The sequence below is a fragment of the Hydrogenophaga sp. genome (assembly GCF_018780075.1).
Classification (GTDB): domain Bacteria; phylum Pseudomonadota; class Gammaproteobacteria; order Burkholderiales; family Burkholderiaceae_C; genus Hydrogenophaga.
Genome location: NZ_JADMKB010000101.1, coordinates 41541 through 60508, shown reverse-complemented (window position 1 = coordinate 60508; position 18968 = coordinate 41541). Strand labels below are relative to the sequence as shown.

Below are 18968 nucleotides of genomic sequence, written 5' to 3'. Positions count from 1 at the left end.
TCGCGTCACCCCCCTCCAGGGGGGCGGCACTGGCCGTCCGGCGAAGCCGGCCCGGCGGTGCTTCTGGGGCTGGATGCATCGCTTCTCACGTCGCGAATGGTGCAGGGCTCCTGAAAAGCAGGTCCGAGGTCGAGGCAGCAGGGCGCTCGGGCGCCCCGCCTTGCAACAGGCCGGCCAGGATCTCCGGGATCTCGAACAGTGCCCGGTTGTGGATCTGGCGCACGCTGGCGCGGTAGGTGTCGAGGTCGCCCAGCAGCTGCGCCACGCCCCGGTCGATCGAGCGGAAGCTGCGCAGCACCAGCCCGACCCGGTTCTCCACGATCCATTGCGCGTTGTAGCGCTCCTGCGGCATGGTCCAGGCGTTGTTCACCACGATCACCGGCAGCTTCTGCTGCACCGCCTCGCTCACGCTGCCCGGCCCCGGCTTGCCGATCAGAAAGTCCGCCAGCTGCATGTAGCGCGGGATGTCCGCACTGAACCCCACCACGAGGCGCGGCGCTCCCTGGGGCAGCGCGCGCAAGGCGTTGGCGAGCTTCTGGTTGTGGCCGCAGACCAGGATCAGCTGCGTGTCGATCAGCCGTTCGGCGATGCCCAGCATGGCTTTAGAGCCGTGGCCGCCGAACAGCACCAGCCCGGTCGGTCGCCCCGGGTCCAGCCCCAGGCGGCGCTGTTCGTCGGCCCGGTTCAGGGTGCCGGGCCGGTAGAACTCGGGGCGCAGGATCATGCCCGAGGTGGCGTGCACATGGTGCGCGTCGTGGCCTTGTGCCCGGGCCTGTTCCACCGCCCGGGGCGTGCCGCACACCACGTGTTGCAAGGGGTGGCGCTCGATCCAGAAGTGGGGCGGGAAGTCGGCGAGATCGGTCAGCACGGTGACGTACGGCACACCCGGCCGGGCCGCGTCCAGGCTCTCGCAGAGCGCGCGGTTGAAGTTGGGGATCAGCGACACCACCAGGTCGGGCCGCGTGGTCTGCCAGTGCCACCGCAGGCGCCGCAGCAGGGCGGGGTGCGCCACGCGGATCAGGCTTTGCAGCAGCTTGAGCTCCTGGGCCATGCCCAGCGTCCAGCCTCGCGCGAGGCGCTGGTTGTACCAGTCCTCCGGGGCCTTGCCGGTGAGGCGCTTGAAGCGGCCCGACGGGTCGAGCACCTCGAACAGGTTGACCAGGCGCACGTCCCAGGGGCGGCCCTGTTCGCGCAGCACAGATTGAAGCGCGAGCGCCGACGAGCGGTGCCCGCCACCGGCGTTGAAATAGATCAGCTGGACCGTTGTCATGGTGTGCCTGCGGGTGGGTGGGCGGCGGGTTGCAGCAGCGCTTCGCCCATGCGGATGCGGTGGCCGTTCTGCAGCGTGGGGTCCAGCGCCAGGCCCGACGGCGCCAGCACCAGGATGGTGGAGCCGTGTTCGAACCAGCCGAGTTCCTCGCCCTGCCGGTAGCGGGCCGAGCAGGGCAGCTGGTGGGGGCCGCGGTAGCGCAGGTTGAGCGGAACGTCGAGCGCGCGCAGGCGCATGCTGGCCACCAGGATGGCGGCCACCGGCACGAGCACCAGCAGGCCGCCGTCGGCCAGGCGCAGCCGCAACACGGCGCGTTCGTTGCGGCAAAACAGGCGCTCCACGCGCTGGAGCGCGATCGGGTTGACGTTCCAGGTGTCGCCGCTGAGGTAGGTCACGTGTTCCAGCGTGGCGTCGCAGGGCGCGTGAAAGCGGTGGTACATGCTGGAGGTGAGCCGCAGCGTCACGTAGATCCCGCCCTGCAGCTGCCGCGCCAGCTCGCGCCCGGGCGCGTTGTCGCCCAGCAGGTCGAGCAGCCGGTAGGGGAAGCCCTTGGCCTGGAACAGCTGGGCGTCCGTGCCGTACTGCAAGGCCTCGATGCGGCCGCAGGCGCCCACGATGCCGTCGCTCGGGCTGGTCAGCACACCGGGCCGGCCGTCGAGCGGGCGCAGGCCGGGCTTGAGTTCGCGGGTGAAGCAGTCGTGCAGGCTGTCGAAGTGGGATTGTTTGGCCTCGCTCAGGTCGAGGTCGGAGAAGGTTTTCCAGACCGCCATCGACGTGCCACGCACCCAGGGGTGGCGGATGCGGCTCCACCAGCCCATGAAGCGCGTGAGCGCGATGCGCGGCACACGGTTGGTCAGCAGGAAATTCAGGTCTTCGTTCAGCGCCAGGCGCTGAGCGGCGGCTCGCAGGTTCATACGGGTGTCATGGGGGTGAAATAGAAACGCGGGATTGCAGTCACGGAGCAGTCATCGCCATGCCCTTTTTCGAATACGCCCTCCCGGCCGCCGCGCTCGCGCTGGGCCTGCCAGCGCTCAAGCGCCGCCTCGACCTCTCGCGCGCCAAACACCGCTCGCTCGCCGGCCATTCGCGTCTGGCCAAGCGGCTGGCGCGGCTGCTGCCGGGCTACGCCTACGACGAACAGAAGTTCTTCAACTGCGACGGGGTGTCCGATGAGGTCGCGCAGCTGCGGCGCGCGGCCTTCGAGACGCTGTGCGCCGGTTTCGCCCAGCGCTACGCCAAGACCCTGGCGCTCACCGCGCAGGCGCGCGAAGGACTGGCCGATTTGCAGTTCACCGGCCAATACCGCGTGCCCTTCCAGTTCAGCCCCATCGTGAGCGCGCGGCTGAAGGTGGGTGCCTTCGTGCAGTCGGCCGAGGGCGTGAGCCTGACCGACCTGGATGGCAACCGCTTCATCGATCTCACCGGCTCCTACGGCGTCAACGTGTTCGGCGTGGACTTCTACAAGGCCACCATGACCGAGGGCGCGGCGCTGGCGCAGGACCTCGGGCCGGTGCTCGGGGCTTACCACCCTTGCGTGGCCGACAACATCGCGCGGCTGCGCGCGATCTCGGGGATGGACGAAGTCTCGTTCCACATGTCGGGCACCGAGGCGGTGATGCAGGCCGTGCGCCTGGCGCGTTACCACACACGCCGCAAACACCTGGTGCGTTTCTGCGGCGCGTACCACGGCTGGTGGGAAGACGTGCAGCCCGGCCCGGGCAACCCGCTGCCCCCGCGCGAGACCCACACCCTGGCCGACCTGAGCGAGCGCAGCCTGCAGGTCTTGCGCACGCGCAAGGACATCGCCTGCGTGCTGGTCAACCCGCTGCAGGCCCTGCACCCCAACCGCAACGCCCCGGCCGACTCGGCGCTGGTCGACAGCAGCCGCCAGGCCGGCTACGACAAGGCCGCCTACACCGCGTGGCTGCAGCGCCTTCGCGAGGTCTGCACCAAGCGCGGCATCGTGCTGATCTTCGACGAGGTGTTCCTCGGATTCCGGCTCGCGCCGGGCGGCGCGCAGGAATACTTCGGCGTGAAGGCCGACATGGTCACCTACGGCAAGACGCTGGCCGGCGGTTACCCGGTGGGCGTGGTCTGCGGGCGCCACGATCTGATGCAGCGCTACCGCCCCGAGCGCCCGGCCGACCTGTGCTTCGCGCGCGGCACCTTCAACGCCCACCCATACGTCATGGGCGGCATGAACGCATTTTTGCGGCGCCTGGACACCCCCGATGTGCAGGCCATCTATGAGGGGCAGGAGGCGCGCTGGGACGCGCGCGCGCTGCGCTTCAATCAGACCATGGCCGCTGAGGGCCTGCCCATGCGCGCGGCGAACATGCACAGCATCTGGACCATCGGCTACACCGAGCCCTCGCGCTACAACTGGCTGCTGCAGTACCACCTGCGCTGGCACGGTCTGGCCCTGAGCTGGGTGGGCACCGGGCGATTGATCTTCAGCCTGAACTTCAGCGACGAAGACTTCGATCAGGTGCTGCAGCGCTTCGTGCTCGCCGGCCGCGACATGCGGGCGCAAGGCTGGTGGGGGCAGGGCGGCGGGCCGAGCAACAAGGCCATCCGGCGCGGCATCCTGCGCGAGGTGCTCGGCGCTCTGCTGGGGCGATGAACCGTTCAAGGCAGGCGGCCGCGAGCGGTGGGTGATCAGCCGCGGCCGCCGTGGTAGGCCGGATCGATCCACTCGCCGCGCAGCAGGTGCAGCGGGGCCTTGTGGTACAGCTTGATGTCGTGGAAGGGGTCGGTCAGGATCTTGGTCATCCACACCAGACCGGTCCGCACGTCCTGGATGAAAAACAGGTGCACCGTGCGGAACAGCAGGCCGCCCACCCCCAGCGCCAGCCAGGCCACGCCGACCTGGCGCAGGTAGCCCATCCAGCTGTCGTGCGGCTCGACCAGGCCCAGCAGATCGGGTTGCACCAGCAAGGCCACGGGGGCCGCCGCCCACAGGGCCATCAAAACCACCTTGCGCTGCAGGTTGTAGCCCACCTTGATGGCTTCCTTGTGTTCGTGGCTGGCCTGGTTGACGTGGTCGTAGCCCCTGGGCTCAAAGAAGAAGTGGCCCGACTGGCGCGTCGTCATCGAAACCAGCCAGGCGATCAGCGCCGCGATGGCCGGGTCGACGAACAGCCAGCCATAGGCCACCAGAAAACTGATCGCACTGACGAAGTGCAGGGCCTGGTTGACGCGGCTGTGGTGGTAGTAGCGGTGATCGTCCCAACGCTGGATCTCGAGTTGCTTGAAGAATTCGCTCACAGGGGTCTCCGGTGGTTCAAAGGGCTAGGGCCACCCATGATGTGAATCACCGGTGAAAGGCCTGTGACACCACCTCGCTGTCATGGAGACCGCATCCGCGCGACACGCGGCGTGGGCCTGTCATCAATCTGTTTTGTCGCGTCGCGATCATGGGTGCATGGAAGCCGTCGCCTCACAACACATCCTGATGCAGGAATTCCCCGCGTCCCGGCCCTCGCTGCGCCTCGCCGTGGTCACGGAAACCTGGCCGCCCGAGGTCAACGGTGTGGCGCTCACGCTGGCGCGGCTGGTGCAGGGGCAGTGCGAACGCAACCACCAGGTGCAGCTGGTGCGCCCGCGCCAGACCGTGGGCGAACGCGGGGCGGACCACGCCGGTTTCGAAGAGGTGCTGATGCGCGGCATGCCGATCCCCCGCTACCCGCAGCTCAAGCTCGGCCTGCCGGGCAAGAAGGCGCTGATCGCGGCCTGGGCCCTGCAACGGCCGGACCTGGTGCACATCGCCACCGAGGGCCCGCTGGGCTGGTCGGCGCTGCAGGCCGCGCGCCACCTGCGGTTGCCCGTGACCTCTGACTTCCGCACCAATTTCCACAGCTACAGCGAGCACTACGGCCTGGGCTGGCTGAAGAAGCCCATCGTGGCCTACCTGCGCAAGTTCCACAACCTGACCCAGTGCACCATGGTGCCCACACGCGCGCTGTGCGCCGAGTTGATCAGCAGCGGGTTCGAGAACACGCGGGTGGTGGCGCGGGGCGTGGACACGCAGATGTTTCGCCCGGACCTGCGCAGCGCCGCGCTGCGCGCCAGCTGGGGCGCCGACGAGGGCAGCCTGGTGGTGCTGGTGGTGGGGCGCCTGGCGCCCGAAAAGAACCTGGAGGTCGCGATCCAGGCCTTCGACGCCATGCGCGCGAAACACCCCTCGGTGAAGCTGGTGTGGGTGGGCGATGGTCCTTCGTGCGAAACGCTGCGCCAGCGGTGCCCGCAGGCCACGTTTGCCGGTCAGCGCCGCCAGGACGAACTGGCCCTGTACTACGCCTCGGCCGATCTGTGCCTGTTCCCGAGCCTGACCGAGACCTTCGGCAACGTGACACTGGAGGCGCTCTCCAGCGGTTTGCCGGTGCTCGCCTTCGACACCGCGGCGGCGTCCGAATGGCTGGTGCACCACCACTCGGGCTGGCTGGCGCCCGTCGGCGACACCCGGGCCTACGTGGCCTGTGCCCGCGAGCTGGCCGAACACCCCGAGCGCATCGCCATGGCCCACGCCCAGGCGCGTGGGCAGGTGGTCCAGCTGGATTGGCCGCAGATCGCCGCCCAGGTGGAGGCCGTGTTCATGGAGGTGATGGCGCGGCACGCCGCGCACGCGCCCCGGGGGCGGCCGCTGCCCGCTTTCTGAACCGCCGGGCCTGGGCGCACGCCGTCAGCGGGCGTCGGACTTCGGGGTCAGCGGCACGGCCGCCGGGTGGAGCACGCCGGGGGCGTCGTCCAGGTAGCCGCGGCCGTCTTTCACACCCCGCCGGCCCGCGATCTGCCAGGCGGTGCGCTGGTCGATGAGGTCGGCCAGAAACTCCAGCTCTTCGTCGGTGTGGTTGATCGCACCGGCGGGGGTGATGACGCGTCCGTTGGTGTTGGCTTGCACCTCGCCCCAGTACGACTGGTGGTAGTTCGAGGTCGACACCAGCTGTTCGCCCCGCGTTTCCAGTTCCACCGTGCCGTAGCAGTTGCAGAAGTAGGTGCGCAGGTCGGGCATGACCTCGGTGTACACGCCGGTGCCCCGGATGCCGGCGGTGAGGGTGGGGGTGGAGATGGTTCGGTTGGCGCCGCGACCGAACACGCTCACCACCGCGCCGGTCAGCAGGCGCAGCAGGCTCACGGTGTTGAGGGTGCGCCCCCGGGACACCGTGAGGCGCGAGTTCTGCCGCACATGAAACGCCGAGTTGCCGATCACGAAGACCAGCCGCGAGGCGGGGCCGGTGAGGATCTCGTCGCCGCTCTGCACGGTCTGGTTCGACGACATGCGCTGGCCGTTGAGCAGGACGTCCCCGACGAAGTCGACCACGTTGCTGCGCTGCTGTGCCATGGCCGCCGGCAGGCCGCCCATGGCCACCCAGGCCGCCGCCGCCGACAGCGTCTCCCGGCGTTGAAACCAGAGCACTTCGTTGTCCGAGCGACCCTGCAGGTGGTGGGTGGTCATGAGGGAGCTCCTTCGTCCGTGGGTGGTGGGGTGCTGTCCGGGTCGGTGGCGGTGTGGAAGCTGTCGCGGAAGGTGAAGTAGATCGAGGTGAAGAACATCGACGCCATGAACAGCACCGCCGGGTACAGGATGATGGTGAGCACCTGCGCGCCGCCCAGCAGCGCGCCCACGACGGAGATCACCAGGCCCAGCAGCATGAACACGCCCATCCAGCCAAGCATGAACACCAGCAGCGCACCCTTGTTGGCCCAGCAGGCCATGGCGCTGAAAAACAGGCTCTTCACGGGCGGCACACCATGCCAGTGCAGCAGGGCGGGGGCGTGCCAGAACAGCATCTGAAGCGGCACCATCACCACCATCGCCACCCACAGCGCGGGGCTGGCCAGCGTGGCCTGCACCATGGCTTCGGCGGTCATCTCCGCGGCGTCGGCCGCCACCGGGGCGCTGGTGTCCAGCAGGGTCGCCAGACCCAGCACCAGCAGCAGGGCCAAACCGTAGAGGCCGCCGAGCACCAGCATGCCGCGGGTCTTTTCAGGGCCGGCACGGAAGGCGGTGACCAGCGTCGACGGCATGGGGAAGCGGCCCTCGGACGCTTCCTTGCTGGCGGCCATCAGGCCCAGGTTGGCTGCCGGGGTGAGCAGGGCCGAGAGCGCCGTGCCGACGAAGGGCAGCAGCGCCAGCAGCGAGATCGCGACCATGAACAGGAAAAACAGCCCCGACATGGCCAGGGGCTGGCGCAGGAAGGTGCGCATGCCGAGCCTGACCCATTGCAGGCCGGTGGCGGCGGGAACGGAACGCAGTTTCATGGGGGGTCAGGCGGGCACGCCGCCGTCTTCCACCAGCGCCACCGACAGCGTGCGCGCCTGGCGCACGCGCTCGCGCAGCACGCGCTCGAAGTGCGTCGGGTCGTGGGGTTTCAGCATCGAGGCCTCGCGCGGCAGGTGCCAGTCCCACAGGCGCGACAGCCAGAAGCGCAGGGCGCCGGCCCGCAGCATCGCCGGCAGCAGGCTGCGCTCGGCCGCGCTCAGGGGCCGCACGGCCTGGTACGCCCCCAGCATGGCCTGCGCCCGGGCCTCGTCGTGCAGCCCGTCGCTACCGTCCTGTCCGTGGTGGATGCACCAGTCGTTGAGCGTCACCGCCAGATCGAACAGGAAGCTGTCGTTGCCGGCGAAATAGAAGTCGAAGAAGCCGCACAGGGCCACGCCGTCGAACATGACGTTGTCGCGGAACAGGTCGGCGTGCACCGGGCCGCCGGGCAGGGCCTTGTAGGCGGGGCTCGCGGCCACGTGGTTCTGGTAGGCCAGCTCGCTGGCGATCAGCGTGGCCTGGTCCTCGCTCAGGTGCGGCAGCACCACGGGCACGGTCTGGTTCCACCAGCCGAGGCCGCGCAGGTTGGGCTGGTGCAGCTCGAAATCACGGCCGGCCAGGTGCATGCGCGCGAGCATGTCGCCCACGGCCCGGCAGTGCTCGACGCCGGGCGCCAGCTCGCTGTGGCCACGCAGCTTATCGACCACGGCGGCGGGCTTGCCCTGCACGGTGTGCACCAGCTCGCCGCGCGCGTCGGCCGCCGGCTCCGGCACCGGGATGCCTTTGCCCGCCAGGTGCTTCATCAGCCGCAGGTAATAGGGCAACTGCTCGAAGCTCAGGCGCTCGAACACCGTGAGCACGTGCTCCGACGCGACGCCGTCCCATTCGGTGGTGGCGAAATAGTTGGTGTTTTCGATGCCTCCCTGGATGCCGCGCAGCGCGGTGAGTTCACCCAGGTTGAGGGCGCGCATCAGCGCGGCGGCTTCGTCCGTCGGGACTTCGGTGTAAACGGCCATGGAGGAGGGGAAATCAGAAACTCAAAACACGCCAGCGGCTGCGGCCGCTGCTGCCACCCTGGCCTTCGGTGGCGGTGTCTGCCGCGGGCAGCGGTGCCACCTCGTAGCCCGGTGCGCCGTTCTTGGGCTGCACGGCGATGCTGCGTGTCTGGCCACCGACCCGCACCTCGTCGATGCGCGAGAGCGCGTCTTCGTGGGTGATGCGCTCCATCGCCTTCTCCTGCCCAGCGGGCAGCGGGGTCGATTCGGCGGGCAGTGGGGCAGCGGGCGCGGTCTGCGCCAGCGCGGGCAGGGCGGCGCCCAGGGCGAAGGTCAGCAGCAGCGGGCGGAGCAGGGAGGGGGTCTGTGGGCGCATCCGCCCATTGTAGGCACGGGCCGCCGGTGGCGGGCGGCGCCCGGCGTGTGGATTCCCCCACAATCGCGTCATGTCCGATCCAAAAACGCCCACCCCGAGCCTGCTGCTGGTTGATGGCTCCAGCTACCTCTACCGCGCCTTCTTCGCCGGCGGCGAAGCCATGAGCATCACCTTGCCCGACGGCACGGTGCAAAAGACCGGCGCCATCCGCATCATGATCAACATGATGCAGAAGCTGCTGAAGGACCATCCGTTTGCCTACGGGGCCTGCGTGTTCGACGCCAAAGGCCCCACCTTCCGCGACGCGATCTACCCCGAATACAAGGCCCAGCGCAGCCCCATGCCCGACGACCTGCGCAGCCAGATCGTGCCCATCCACGAGGTGGTCCGCCACATGGGCTGGCCCGTGCTCGACGTGCCGGGCGTGGAGGCCGACGACGTGATCGGCACGCTGGCCGTGACCGCCTCGCGGCAGGGCATGAACGTGATCATCTCCAGCGGCGACAAGGACCTGGCCCAGCTGGTCAACGAGCACATCACCATCATCGACACCATGAGTGGCAAGGTGCGCGATCTGGCCGGGGTGGAGGCCGAGTTCGGTGTGCCCGCCCGCCTGATGCTGGACTACCAGATGCTGGTGGGCGACCAGGTCGACAACGTGCCCGGCGTGCAGGGCGTGGGCCCCAAGACCGCCGTGAAACTGCTGCAGGAGTACGGCTCGGTGGACGCGCTGGTGGCGCAGGCCGACCAGATCAAGGGAGCGGTGGGCGAGAAGCTGCGCAAGGCGCTGGACTGGCTGCCCACCGGCCGCCAGCTGCTGACCATCAAGACCGACTGCGACCTCAACGGCTGGGTGCCCGACATGCCCTCGCTGGAGGCCATCCGCATCGGCCAGCCCCGGACCGAACCGCTCAAGACCTTCTACGAAACCTACGGCTTCAAAGGCCTGGCCAAGGCGCTGGGCGGCGGCGAGGCCCCGTCTGCACCCCCTCGCCCCGCGGGGGAGAAGGCCGGGGGAAAGGGCACGCCCACCCACGACCTGTTTTCAGAACCCGCCGACCCGACAGATGAAGCGCCCGCCGAGCCGCGCAACAGCGGTCTCGCCTACGACACCATCCTCACTTGGGAAGCCCTCAACACCTGGCTGGCCAAGGTCGACGCTGCCGAGCTCGTGGCCGTGGACACCGAAACCACCTCGCTCGACGAAATGGTGGCGCAGATCGTCGGCATCAGCTTCAGCGTGACACCCGGCGAGGCCGCCTACATCCCGCTGATGCACGCCGGCCCCGACGCGCCCGAGCAGCTGCCGCTGGACGAGGTGCTCGCGAAGCTCAAGCCCTGGCTGGAGAACCCGGCCAGGCACAAGCTCGGCCAGCACATCAAGTACGACCGCCACGTGTTCGCCAACCACGGCATCGAAGTGCAGGGGTACGCGCACGACACCATGCTGCAGAGCTACGTGCTCGAGGTGCACAAGCCGCACGGCCTGGCCAGTCTGGCCGAGCGCCACCTGGGCCGCCAGGGCATCAACTACGAAGACCTGTGCGGCAAGGGCGCGCACCAGATCCCGTTCGCGCAGGTCGACGTGGCCAAGGCCTCCGAATACTCGTGCGAGGACAGCGACCAGACGCTGGACGTGCACCTGACGCTCTGGCCCCAGCTGGAGGCGAACGAAAAGCTGCGCTTCGTCTACCAGCTGGAGATGGAGAGCAGCGAGGCGCTCTACCGCATCGAACGCAACGGCGTGCTGATCGACGCGCCCATGCTGGCCGCGCAAAGCCACGAACTGGGCCAGCGCATCGTGGCGCTGGAGCAGGAGGCCTATGCCATCGCGGGCCAGCCGTTCAACCTGGGCAGTCCCAAGCAACTGGGCGAAATCTTCTTCGACAAACTGGGCCTGCCGGTGATCAAGAAGACCGCGACCGGCGCGCGCAGCACCGACGAAGAGGTGCTGGAAAAACTCGCCGAAGACTACCCGCTGCCCGCCAAGATCCTGGAGCACCGGGGCCTCTCCAAGCTCAAGGGCACCTACACCGACAAGCTGGCCCAGCTCGCGCTGCCACGCACCGGCCGCGTGCACACCCACTACGCGCAGGCCGTGGCCGTGACCGGGCGCCTCTCCAGCAACGACCCCAACCTGCAGAACATCCCCATCCGCACGGCCGAAGGCCGCAGGGTTCGAGAGGCCTTCGTGGCGCCCGCCGGCAGTGTGATCGCCAGCGCCGACTACTCGCAGATCGAGCTGCGCATCATGGCGCACATCAGCGGCGACGCGGCGCTGCTCAAGGCCTTCCACGAAGGCATCGACGTGCACCGCGCCACCGCCGCCGAGGTGTTTGGCCTGGACGCCGCGCAGGTCAGCAGCGAACAGCGCCGCTACGCCAAGGTCATCAACTTCGGCCTCATCTACGGCATGGGCACCTTCGGCCTGGCCAAGTCACTCGGCATCGACAACACCGCCGCCAAGAACTACATCACGCGTTATTTCGAGCGCTTCGCCGGCGTCAAGCAGTACATGGACGAGACCCGCGCCCTGGCCAAGGCCCAGGGCTATGTGGAAACGGTCTTCGGCCGGCGCCTGGTCTTGCCCGGCATCCAGAACGAAAAGGGCGCGCGCCTCGCCGGGCTGGAACGCCAGGCCATCAACGCCCCCATGCAAGGCACGGCGGCCGACCTCATCAAGCTCAGCATGGTGGCGGTGCAGAAAGCGCTGGACGAACAGCAGCGCGGCACGAAGATGATCATGCAGGTGCACGACGAACTGGTGTTCGAAGTGCCCGAGGGCGAGGTGGACTGGCTCCGGACCGAGATCCCGCGCCTGATGGCCGGGGTGGCCGAACTCAAGGTGCCGCTGCTGGCCGAGGTGGGGGTGGGGGCGAATTGGGATCAGGCGCACTGAACGCAGGTGCCGCGGGTGATCGCCAGGCAAAAAAATTCCCGTCCTGGCGAACCAAAAGGCCTGAACCGTGATCCAGACCATGCCGGCCCCGACGGCTCCGTTGTCCCCCCACTTAGGAGATCTCCCATGCTCAACACCGATCTGATCACCGACAGCCAGGCCTTGCTCGACGCATCCGATGAACGCAGCCGACCCTCGCGCCGCACGGCCCTCAAGGCCGCTCTGGGCGTGGGCTATGCTGCTGCGGCCATGCCCATCATGGCGCAGACGGCCATCAAGACCCCGACCGATGGCCTGACGGCGGGCGACGTGACGATCGATGTGAACGGTTTCAAGATGCCGGCCTACCGCGCAGCGCCCGCCGGCAAGACCGGGCTGCCCGTGGTGCTGGTGCTGTCGGAGATTTTTGGCGTGCACGAGTACATCGCCGACACCGCGCGCCGCTTCGCCAAGGCGGGTTACCTGGCGATCGCGCCCGAGCTGTTCGTGCGCCAGGGCGACGCCCAGAGCTACGGCGAGGTGGCCAAGCTGATGTCTGAAGTGATCGCCAAGGTGCCCGACGCGCAGGTGATGGCCGATCTGGACGCCACGGTGAAGTGGGCCGCGGCCAACGGCGGCGACACCAGCAAGCTGGGCGTCACTGGCTTCTGCTGGGGCGGCCGCCAGGTCTGGCTCTATGCCGCGCACAACCCCAACGTGAAGGCCGGCGTGGCCTGGTACGGCCGCCTGGTGGGCCAGGCCAGCGAGTTGAACCCCCAGCACCCGGTGGACGTGGCCGCCGGCCTGAACGGGCCGGTGCTGGGCCTGTACGGTGCGGCCGACACCGGCATCCCCCTTGACACGATTGATAAGATGAAAGGCGTTTTGGCGAGCGGCAACGCGGCGGCCAAGGCATCGAGCTTTGTGGTGTACCCGGACGCCCCGCACGCGTTCCACGCCGACTACCGGCCGAGCTTCCGCAAGGAGCCGGCCGAAGACGGCTGGAAGCGGGCCACGGCGTGGTTCAAGCAGCACGGCGTGGCCTGACAGCCGCTCCCGACGTCACCCCAAGGCCGCGCAAGCGGCCTTTTTTCTGCCCTTTTTATGGGCGCGAGGCACCTGGAAAGGGTGCCTGAAGAGTACCTTGGAACACGAATGATCCTGTTGGCCATCCTGATCGGAACCGTGGCAGCCGGCGTGGGCAGCGTCTGGCTGGCCGCACTGCTGAGCTTTGCCATGCTGGTGCGCTACACCCAGCACATGCTGAGCCTCGCGGCCGGTGCCTTGCTGGCCACGGCCTTCATGCACCTGCTGCCCGAGGCGTTCGAGAGCCAGGCCAGCGCGCAGGAGCTGTTTGCCATGTTGCTGGCGGGCCTGGTGTTCTTTTTCCTGCTGGACAAGGCCGAGCTGTGGCACCACGGCCACGAACACCACCACGCCGAGTCGCCCGGCGGCGCCCACCCGCACGACCATGGACATGACCACGGTCATGCCGCGCACGTGGGTCACGCCCACGGCGCGGACCACCACGGTCATCGCTCGGGCGGCTGGGCCGTGCTCGCGGGCGACAGCGTGCACGCCTTTGGCGACGGGATCCTGATCGCGTCGGCCTTCGTCGCCGACATGCGCCTGGGTGTGGTCACCGCGCTGGCGGTGCTGGCGCACGAAGTGCCGCACCACATGGGCGATCTGGTGGTGCTGCGCCAGACCTCGGGCACGCACCGGGCTGCGCTGGTCAAGGTCTCGCTCGCGGGCACGGTGACGGCGCTGGGCGGGCTGGTGGGTTACGTGCTGGTGGCCCAGCTGGACGGCTTTCTGCCTTTCTTCCTGGTGGCGGCGTCCAGCAGTTTTGTGTACGTGGCGCTGGCCGACCTGATTCCGCAGCTGCAGAAGCGGCTGGGTTTGCGCGAGACGGCCGCGCAGATCGGCTGGCTGCTGGTGGGCATTGGCCTGGTGACCCTGGTGAGCAGCATGGCCCACGGGCATTGACGCTCAGGGCAGGGTGTCGCTGCCGAACGAGAACTCGAAGCGCGCGCCCTGGCCCACGGCGCCTTCGCCGCGGATGTGGCCGCCGTGGCGCTCCAGGATGCGGCGCACCGTGGCCAGGCCGATGCCCGAACCCTCGAATTCGCTGCTCGCGTGCAGCCGGTTGAAGGCCTTGAACAGGCGCTCGGACCGGCCCATGTCGAACCCCGCACCGTTGTCCTGCACGAAAAACACCGGAGGCGCCCCTGGCACGCTGTCGGCCTGGCCGAAAGCAATGCACGCGTCGTCGGCGTTGGCCGTGTATTTCCAAGCGTTGCCGAGCAGGTTCTCCAGCACGATGTGGGCCAGCCGGGGGTCGCAATTGGCGACCAGGCCCCCCGCGACGGTCACCCTGACGTTGCGGGTCGGGTCCCGGTGCTGTTCCGAACGCATCACGTCCTGCGCCAGTTCGCTGAGGTTGGTGTTCATGCGTTGCAAGGTGCCCTGGCTCACCCGGGCCAGGGCCAGCAGGTCGGTGATGAGCCGGTTCATGCGCAGCACCGCGGTGTCCACCCGTTCGAACAGGGTGCGGTCGTCGTCGGTGAGACGGTCGTGCAGTTGCTCGCGCAGCAGGTGGCTGAAGCCGTCGATCGAGCGCAACGGCGACTTCAGGTCGTGGGACACCGTGTAGGCGAAGGAGTCCAGCTCCCGGTTGAGGTACTCCAGCTGCGAGGTGCGCTGCCGCACGCGCTGCTCCAGCGAGGTTTGCAGTTTCTCGATCTCGCGGTCGCGCCGCAGCCGCACCAGCTCGGCGTTGCAGCGGCTGACAAAAATCGAGAACAGGGCATGCTCGTTGCGGGTCAGCTCCATGGGTTTGCGCCAGACCGCCGTGAGCAGGCCGATGGCCGAACCATCGGCGTCGCGCAGCGCTGCACCGACAAAGGCCTGCACCCCCGCCGCTTCGAAGGGGGGCAGCATGCGGTGGTGCAGTTCCATGTCCTGCGGGCACACGAACAGGCCGCTGTGATCGAGCGCCTGGCTGCAGGCGGTTCGGGCGAGGTGGTGCCGCTGGCCGGGCTGCTGGGCGCCCTGCCACAGCACTGTCAGGGTGTCGAGTTGCTGGTGATCCACCACCTCGCCGATCAACACACCGTCGGCGCCGATGGCGCGGGCCAGGTGCTCTGCGAGCGAGCGGAAGAAGGCCTCACCGGTCTCCGCGGACACGCCCTCGGCCACGTTCATCAGCATGGCCTCGCGCTGCTTCTCTTCGGCCACGTTGAGGGTGAAGGACAGCGCGCAGGCTTCGCCGGCGATGTCGATCAGCTCGGACCAGATCCGCACGTCCACCGCCTCGCCCGACCGGGCGCGCATGCGGGTCTCGTAGGCCACCAGGCGCCCGTTGCGCTGCAGGGTGTTCACGTAGGCCTGGCGGTCGGCGTCGGAGAGCCAGACGCCGGCTTCGGTCGCGGTCTTGCCCGCGAAGTCGTCCTGGGTGTAGCCGAGCACGCGTTCGTTGGCTGGGTTGACCTCCATGAAGCGGCCGTCGGACAGGCGGGTGATGGTCATGCCCAGCGGGCTGAAGTTGAAGGCCTTGGTGAACCGTTCGCGCGACTGCTCCAGCTCGCGGCGCGACGCCTTTTCGGCACTGACGTCGATCACCATGGTCACGACCAGGTGCTCGTCGCCGTGTTGCACCAACTCGGCGTACACCAAGGCATCGAAGGGTGAACCGTCCTTGCGGCGACCCGTCGCCTGCAGGCCGTCGACCCGCCGGAGCAGGCGAAGCCTTGCTTGAAAGGCCAGCCGTTCACCCGGGTCGGCCCAGAGACCCGGCAGCTCTTGTCCGATCAGCTCTTGCCTCGAATAGCCGAACAGGTCGATAAAGGCGTCGTTGGCGTCGGTGATGGTCTGCTGCTCGACCGACTGCACCAGGCTGGCCACCGGGTTGTTGCGGAACAGCACCCGCACCCGCGCCTCGCTGGCCCGCAGTTCGGCTTCAACCTGTCCGGCCAGCGAGAGCGCACGGTGCTGGGCGTGATAGGCATCGAGCAGGCGCCGGCGCCCGAAGTTCACCGAGATGACCAGGCTGATGAGCACCATGGTCTGCGTGAGCCAGACGGCCCAGCCGGTCTTGGTCTGGGGCTGGGGCAGGTGGCCGGCGTTTTCCAGGTAGTTCAGCACCGCCAGCAAGATCACCGCGAGCACCGCACTGGTGATCATGGCGCGGCGTGGCAGGAAGGTGCCCGCACCCACGACGGCCGCCAGCATCACCAGCGAGGCCATGCTGCGCACGGTGCCGTGTGCCGCGATCGCGGCCGCGGACCCGATGAGCAGCGTGTAGATCAGGGGGCCGGCCACACGCTGGCGGTGCCCCAGTTGGAACGCCAGCAGCAGCAACCAGGCCACGACCGTCAGCGCGCCGCCGACCATCATCAGGGGCGCGGCCCCGTCCCGCAGGTACACCCCGCCGGTCACGACCGGCCCCGTCACGCTGATGCCCACCAGCAGGGCCAGCAGGGATCGTTCCTGGTAGAGCTGCAGGGTCAGCGGCTGGCCCTGCGCCATCGGGTCTTCATCGGCCAGGTTCCAGTTCATGCGGCGGGTTCGGTCAGGGCCGCCGGATCGCGTGGGCGCTCCAGCGAGAAACGGAACTCGGCCCCCTGGCCCACCTGGGCGGCGCCACTGATGCTGCCCCCATGCCGTTCGACGATGCGCCGCACCGTGGCCAGGCCAATGCCGGTGCCTTCGAATTCGCTGGGCATGTGCAGCCGCTGGAAGGGCTTGAACAGCTTGTCGGCGTAGGCCATGTTGAAGCCCACGCCGTTGTCACGCACGAAGAACCCACCCGGGGTGCCGGGCACCCGGCCGACCTCGATCAGCGGGTCTGGCTGGTCGCGGGTGTATTTCACGGCGTTGCCCAGCAGGTTTTCCAGGGCGATGCGGGCCAGCCGGGCGTCGCACGGGCTGAGCAGCCCCGGCTCGATGTGCCAGCGCAGCGGCCGGGCCGGCTGTCGGGCGCGCTCGTTCTTCAACACCTGTTCGGCCATGGCACTGAGGTCGGTGTGCACCAGTTCCATCGTGCCCTGGCTGACGCGGGCCAGCGCCAGCAGGTCCGCGATCAGCGTGCTCATGCGCTGGGTGGACACCAGCACCCGTTCAAACAGCTGTTGCTCGTCGGGTTGCAGCCGACCCTCCAGCTGCTCGCCCAGCAGGCGGGTGAATCCGTCGATCGCGCGCAGGGGGGACTTCAGGTCGTGGGACACCGAGTAGGCAAACGAATCGAGTTCGGCGTTGAGTTTTTCCAGCTCGGCGGTGCGAACGCGCACCCGCTGTTCCAGGGTCGTGTTGAGGTGGTGGATTTCTCGATCACGCCGCAGCCGGATCAACTCGGCCGTGGCGCGGCTGGCAAAGATCGACATCAGCGCCTCCATTTCCTTGGTGAGGGTGATGGGCTCACGCCACAGGGCCTTGAGCACGCCAATGGTTGAACCATCCTGGTCGCGCAGCGACCGCCCGACGTAGGCCTCGGCCTTCATCCCCAACAGCGGCGATTCGCCCGGAAAGCGGCGGGAGAGGCCGCTCTCGTGCACGCACAGCGCGGGTTGCGACAGCGTCTGGCTGCAGGGCGTGCCGTCGGGGTCGTAGGCAAAGTTGTGACTGGGCGCACCGTCTTTCCAGACCGAGAGCGTGTGCACCCGCTGGTCTGTGCTCAGCTCGCTCACGACCACCACGTCGGCGCGCAGGGCCAGGGCCATGTGCCTTGTCAGCGCGCCGAAGAAGGCCTCGCCGGTTTCGCCGGTCATGCCCTGCGCCACTCCCAGCAACAGCGCTTCCCGGCGCTTTTCTTCTGTGGTGTTGACGAAGCAGGACAGGATGCAGTCTTCGCCATCGATTTCAATCAGCTCGGCCCACATCTTGGCGTCGATCAACTGCCCATCGGCGTGCCGCATGCGGGTTTCATAGGCGCTGACATGGCCTTCCCGTTGAATGATCTCTATGAAAGCCTGGCGGTCTGCGGGGCTCAACCAGCCGCCCGTTTTCAGGGTGGTTTTGCCCAGGAGGTCGTTCCTGCGCAAACCTTGCACTGGGTCTCTCGCCTGGTTCACTTCCAGGAACATGCCGTCGCTCAGCCGGGTGATCGTCATCTTGAGCGGGCTGAAGTTGAAGGCTTTTGCAAAGCGCTCTTCCGAGCGCTGCAGCCGCTCCAGCGCCGCAGTCTGGGCGCTCACGTCCGCGATGGTGGTGATGATCAGCTTGTCTTGTGGATCGTTGCCCATCTCGCTCGACACCATGGCGTCGAAGGTGCTGCCGTCGAAGCGCAGGGCCTTGCATTCGAACTGGTGAATGTGTCGGTGATCGATCAGTTGCTGGAGAAACACCGCGCGCTGTTCGGGCTCGGCCCAGAGCACGCGGTCATCGTGTCCCAGAATCTGGTCGCAGGTGTAGCCGTAGCAGCGCTCGAACGCGGGATTGACGTCCAGAATCACGCCGTTGCGGGCCGACTGGGCCACCATGGGGCTGGGGCTGGTGCGGAAGATGCGGCCAAAGCGTTCCATGCTGCGGTCACGCTCCTGCTCGGTGCGTTTGCGCAGCGCCAGCTCGTCGGCTTGCTGCTGGTAAGCGGCTTGCGCGCGGGAGCGGCTGTAGAAAACGAGCACGGCCACCACCACCAGCACGGCGGAGTGGGTGAGCCACACTTTGACGCCGACGTCGAAGTCGGGTGTGGCCAGCAGGCCGCGATGTTCGGCCAGCGTGATCAGGCCCAGTGACGTGATGCCATACACCACCGAAGCGATGAGCGCCTTGCGTCCCAGGAACACGCCGGCGCCCGCCACCGCGGCCACGATCAGGAAGCCACCGGCGGCGCGCACCGAGCCAAAGACCAGCATCTCCAGGCTCGCGGCCGTCATCACGCCGAACACCAAGAACAGCGACGTCTGGGTGGTGGTGATGCGGCCGCTGCGCAGCAGCCACAGGCTGACCCAGCCGATGCCGGCGATCAGGGCCGTGACGATGGTCTCCAGCACGTTGTAGCCGTTCAGGTACACCAGTGGGATGAGCACGGTGGCGGTCACGCCGATGAGCAGCGCGATGGCCTGATGCGTCGCCTTGGTGTGCTGGGCCTCGGTGTTGACGGTGGTGGGCGGCTTGGGGGTGGTCACGTGGAGCGCGGTGGGTCAGCAGGGTGTGCGGGTGCTGGCAGCGGGAGGAAAACCATCGCG

The 18968-nt window shown here is 68.2% G+C and carries 14 protein-coding genes; 5 read left to right on the top strand and 9 right to left on the bottom strand.

Going from position 1 to position 18968, the window contains the following annotated elements; all coding sequences use genetic code 11:
* Positions 1 to 85: 85 nt before the first annotated feature.
* Entirely contained in the window at positions 86 to 1270 is a 1185-nt protein-coding gene (locus IV088_RS16690) for a glycosyltransferase (RefSeq protein WP_291104422.1), read from the bottom strand.
* Positions 1267 to 2184 carry an archaetidylserine decarboxylase gene (gene asd, locus IV088_RS16685; RefSeq protein WP_291104419.1) on the bottom strand — a complete coding sequence of 306 codons (918 nt, stop codon included), beginning with the start codon at positions 2182 to 2184 and terminating at the stop codon, positions 1267 to 1269. The genes IV088_RS16690 and asd overlap by 4 nt, the downstream gene beginning before the upstream one ends.
* Before the next feature lie 59 nt (positions 2185 to 2243).
* Between asd and IV088_RS16680 the strand changes: the two genes are divergently transcribed.
* A complete protein-coding gene (locus IV088_RS16680) occupies positions 2244 to 3893 on the top strand; it encodes an aminotransferase class III-fold pyridoxal phosphate-dependent enzyme (protein ID WP_291104416.1) in 1650 nt (549 codons plus the stop codon).
* Between the two features lie 35 nt (positions 3894 to 3928).
* Here the strand turns inward: IV088_RS16680 and IV088_RS16675 are convergent, their stop codons facing one another.
* On the bottom strand, positions 3929 to 4537 hold the full coding sequence (locus IV088_RS16675) for a hypothetical protein (RefSeq protein ID WP_291104413.1): 609 nt from the start codon (positions 4535 to 4537) through the stop codon (positions 3929 to 3931).
* A gap of 157 nt (positions 4538 to 4694) precedes the next feature.
* Between IV088_RS16675 and IV088_RS16670 the strand changes: the two genes are divergently transcribed.
* Entirely contained in the window at positions 4695 to 5927 is a 1233-nt protein-coding gene (locus tag IV088_RS16670) for a glycosyltransferase family 1 protein (RefSeq protein ID WP_291104410.1), read from the top strand.
* 24 nt (positions 5928 to 5951) lie between these two features.
* On the opposite strand, the gene IV088_RS16665 is transcribed toward IV088_RS16670, so the two are convergent.
* From IV088_RS16665 to IV088_RS16650, 4 genes are read right to left on the bottom strand one after another with little or no spacing between them, the layout of a single operon-like run.
* Positions 5952 to 6725 carry an iron dicitrate transport regulator FecR gene (locus IV088_RS16665; RefSeq protein ID WP_291104407.1) on the bottom strand — a complete coding sequence of 258 codons (774 nt, stop codon included), beginning with the start codon at positions 6723 to 6725 and terminating at the stop codon, positions 5952 to 5954.
* Complete coding sequence (locus IV088_RS16660) at positions 6722 to 7531, bottom strand: BPSS1780 family membrane protein (RefSeq protein ID WP_291104404.1); 810 nt, start codon at positions 7529 to 7531, stop codon at positions 6722 to 6724. The genes IV088_RS16665 and IV088_RS16660 overlap by 4 nt, the downstream gene beginning before the upstream one ends.
* A 6-nt stretch (positions 7532 to 7537) precedes the next feature.
* Positions 7538 to 8548: a homoserine kinase gene (locus tag IV088_RS16655; protein WP_291104401.1), complete on the bottom strand. Its 1011-nt coding sequence runs from the start codon at positions 8546 to 8548 to the stop codon at positions 7538 to 7540.
* Positions 8549 to 8561: 13 nt separating this feature from the next.
* On the bottom strand, positions 8562 to 8903 hold the full coding sequence (locus IV088_RS16650) for a hypothetical protein (protein ID WP_291104398.1): 342 nt from the start codon (positions 8901 to 8903) through the stop codon (positions 8562 to 8564).
* Positions 8904 to 8973: 70 nt separating this feature from the next.
* Between IV088_RS16650 and polA the strand changes: the two genes are divergently transcribed.
* The 3 genes from polA to IV088_RS16635 all read left to right on the top strand — a co-directional run bounded on the left by polA (position 8974) and on the right by IV088_RS16635 (position 13770).
* Entirely contained in the window at positions 8974 to 11802 is a 2829-nt protein-coding gene (gene polA, locus IV088_RS16645; RefSeq protein WP_291104396.1) for a DNA polymerase I, read from the top strand.
* Positions 11803 to 11928: 126 nt separating this feature from the next.
* Complete coding sequence (locus tag IV088_RS16640; protein ID WP_291104393.1) at positions 11929 to 12828, top strand: dienelactone hydrolase family protein; 900 nt, start codon at positions 11929 to 11931, stop codon at positions 12826 to 12828.
* Between the two features lie 108 nt (positions 12829 to 12936).
* Positions 12937 to 13770, top strand: coding sequence for a ZIP family metal transporter (locus tag IV088_RS16635; protein ID WP_291104390.1), 834 nt, complete (start codon positions 12937 to 12939; stop codon positions 13768 to 13770).
* A 3-nt stretch (positions 13771 to 13773) separates the two neighbouring features.
* On the opposite strand, the gene IV088_RS16630 is transcribed toward IV088_RS16635, so the two are convergent.
* Together IV088_RS16630 and IV088_RS16625 are read right to left on the bottom strand one after the other, a co-directional pair.
* Positions 13774 to 16341: a PAS domain S-box protein gene (locus tag IV088_RS16630; RefSeq protein ID WP_291104387.1), complete on the bottom strand. Its 2568-nt coding sequence runs from the start codon at positions 16339 to 16341 to the stop codon at positions 13774 to 13776.
* Positions 16338 to 18908, bottom strand: a complete 2571-nt coding sequence (locus IV088_RS16625) for a PAS domain S-box protein (protein ID WP_291104385.1) — start codon at positions 18906 to 18908, stop codon at positions 16338 to 16340. Before IV088_RS16625 ends, IV088_RS16630 begins: the two co-directional genes overlap by 4 nt.
* Positions 18909 to 18968: the final 60 nt, after the last annotated feature.